Origin of the sequence: Acinetobacter sp. YH12218 (assembly GCF_013417925.1) — a bacterium.
GTDB lineage: Bacteria > Pseudomonadota > Gammaproteobacteria > Pseudomonadales > Moraxellaceae > Acinetobacter > Acinetobacter amyesii.
This window is the reverse complement of the sequence record NZ_VPDB01000142.1, coordinates 1-2,561: the sequence shown is the minus strand read 5'-3', so window position 1 is coordinate 2,561 and position 2,561 is coordinate 1. Positions and strand designations below refer to the sequence as shown.

3 protein-coding genes are annotated in these 2,561 nt (G+C 40.3%); all 3 read left to right on the top strand.

Annotation, left to right across the window (positions count from 1 at the left end; genetic code table 11):
- The first annotated feature begins 207 nt into the window (after positions 1-207).
- The 3 genes from FTV03_RS17455 (at position 208) to FTV03_RS17445 (ending at position 2,230) form a co-directional block, all read left to right on the top strand.
- Positions 208-456, top strand: coding sequence for a hypothetical protein (locus FTV03_RS17455; protein WP_180042385.1), 249 nt, complete (start codon positions 208-210; stop codon positions 454-456).
- 65 nt (positions 457-521) lie between these two features.
- Positions 522-674, top strand: coding sequence for a hypothetical protein (locus FTV03_RS17450; protein WP_168379378.1), 153 nt, complete (start codon positions 522-524; stop codon positions 672-674).
- Positions 675-802: 128 nt separating this feature from the next.
- Positions 803-2,230 (top strand): amino acid permease, encoded by a 1,428-nt coding sequence (locus FTV03_RS17445; RefSeq protein WP_180042383.1) that lies wholly within the window; start codon positions 803-805, stop codon positions 2,228-2,230.
- Positions 2,231-2,561 lie beyond the last annotated feature (331 nt).

The window sequence follows — 2,561 nt, the reverse complement described above, 5'->3', positions numbered from 1 at the left end:
CAATTAATTTGATGGCTTCAGCTTTAAATTCTGTGGTGTAAGTCTTGTGTTTCTTGCTCATGGTAAACTCCTGATGAGTGTGTTTAGTTTACCAAGTTAAAACCTCCTGTTTTTTCAGCACACATCATATTAAAAACACATCAAACATACGGCCGTGGCTATCGTGCAGAAACATATAATTTACTCTACAAAGCTGCCGGTTTTGGTTTGCCTGATGTTTTTGATTATCTCCTGAATATCGGACTCACAGTAAAATATACCGATGGTAACTTACTAAATACACATTTTGATGGTCGCTCCCCTCAACTCGCTTTAACCCAAAAAATTTTAAAACTGGGTGTCGAGCCAAATGCTTCAACCATCACAATCATGCAACAACGGAACCTTAAACAACACTACCCTGACACCTACCAAGTCATCCTGTCCAATCTAGAACAGAAAAACCGTAAACTTTAATTAATTACAGCCTGACTGGTTTTGTTTATACTTCAGCTTGATCTATTTTGATGTAAGAATACCCTATGTTTAAAAAGTTGCTCTTGGTTTTAGCCATATTATTTCCATCTGCACTCTATCTGTATATTGTGAGCCGCGATGACAACAAAGCCCCTGTAGCTGAACAAACTCAAGTACCTGCAACTTCTGAAGCTGAGTATCAAACTCCTGACCATTAATCCAATGGTCAGTGCTAAAGATTTAAATTTTAGATCAGTATTATTACATTATAAGAAAAATTCGATTTATCAATCATTTCACTGCATTCAATCATAAAATATACCTTTCATTCAATTTTCTTTTCACTATGCAATCTCCCTCTGAACCTTCGCAACACTCGTCTGCTGAAGGTAAAAGTCCATCGCTTAAACGTGCGATGACGACTCGACACCTTGTGATGCTCTCACTTGGTGGTGCAATTGGTACTGGTTTGTTTATGGGTTCAGGTGAAGTTATTTCACAAGCTGGGCCTTTAGGCGCTGTTCTTGCCTATATTATTGGCGGTTTGATTGCCTACATGGTCATGCTCTGTTTGGGTGAACTTGCCGTACATTTACCTGTTTCTGGCTCTTTTGGTGCTTTTGCGACTAATTATATTGGCCCGGGTACCGGCTATATGGTGTCTTGGATGTACTGGTTGGGCTGGTCTGCCACCTTAGGTACAGAATTTACTGCGGCGGCTATTTTGATGCAGGAATGGTTTCCACAAACCTCTATTTGGTTATGGACACTGATCTTTGCTGCTGGTGTAATGATTTCTAATCTAAGTTCTACACGCACATTCGCAGAGTCAGAATTTTGGTTATCCATGGTGAAAGTTGCAACAGTGTTGATTTTCATCATCCTTGGTTTTGCCTGCATCTTTGGTTTCGTACCTTTCCAAGGCTATGAATCAGCTCCAATGTTCCACAATTTGACAGAACATGGTTGGCTGCCAAATGGTTTGTTCCCTCTGTTTGCCACGCTATTGATCGTGAACTTTGCCTTTAATGGTACGGAGATGATTGGTATCGCTGCAGGTGAAACTGAAAACCCTGAAAAGAATGTGCCTAAAGCCATTCATGCTGCGGTATGGCGCTTAATCATTTTCTTTGTCGGCACTATTATCGTCATCAGTTCCCTGTTGACCTATACCGATGCAGGTTTAAATGTTGGTGGACATGGCGGCTTAAGTAGTAGCCCATTCGTTTCCGTATTTAACCTGATGGGCATTCCCTATGCAGAAGACTTAATTCGTTTCGTCATTATTACGGCTTTACTGTCTACAGCTAACTCTGGTTTATATGCTGCATCACGTATGATGTGGGCGCTGTCCGCACAAAAACAATTACCACGTGCTTTCGGCAAATTAAGCAAAACTGGTGTGCCTTATATTGCTGTATTGGTCACTATGATCGGTGGTTTACCAGGTCTATTGTCAGAACAATTTGGCGCAGATGTGATCTTCAAGAACTTGATGGGGGTTGCCGCTTTCACCATGGTGATCGTGTGGATGAGTATTTGTTGGAGTCAATTTAACTTCCGTCGCCAATGGCTGAAACAAGGTCATAGCGTGTCAGAGCTTAAATTCCGTACACCATGGTTCCCACTGGTTCCAATTCTTGGCTTTGTCTGCTGTACCGCAACAGGTTTAAGTATGGCTGCAGATCCTGAAATGCTTTCAGGCTTTATTGGCTGTCTGATCTTTATGGCGGCGTGTTATGCAGGTTATTATTGGTTATATCACGATAAATAAAATAGTTAAGGTGGCTCATTAGCCACCTTTTTTTATGAAACTATTTCTCTTCCCTATGAGAGAAAAATTAGGGTTTCCATATAAATTCAAAAATGATTTGTGGGAGCGGTTTAATCCACAAAAACCACTGTACAAATTATAATTTAAAGAAATAGTTCAACTGCTTTTCGTCAATGAGTTTTTATCCCCGCTCAACACCAAGATATATTAGATCTCTTGCGAAAGTAAAAACCACATCAATCTAAGTTTCATGAGATATCAGAACTTAAACCGTTTTTCAGATTCTGAATTTAAACGCTTGGTTGGCGTACCTCGACCAGTTTTTACCGAA

What these genes read in the sequence shown, in the direction of transcription:
- FTV03_RS17450 (WP_168379378.1), top strand. Translation starts at nt 522, where the DNA reads ATGTTTAAAAAGTTGCTCTTGGTTTTAGCCATATTATTTCCATCTGCA.
- FTV03_RS17445 (WP_180042383.1), top strand. Translation starts at nt 803, where the DNA reads ATGCAATCTCCCTCTGAACCTTCGCAACACTCGTCTGCTGAAGGTAAA.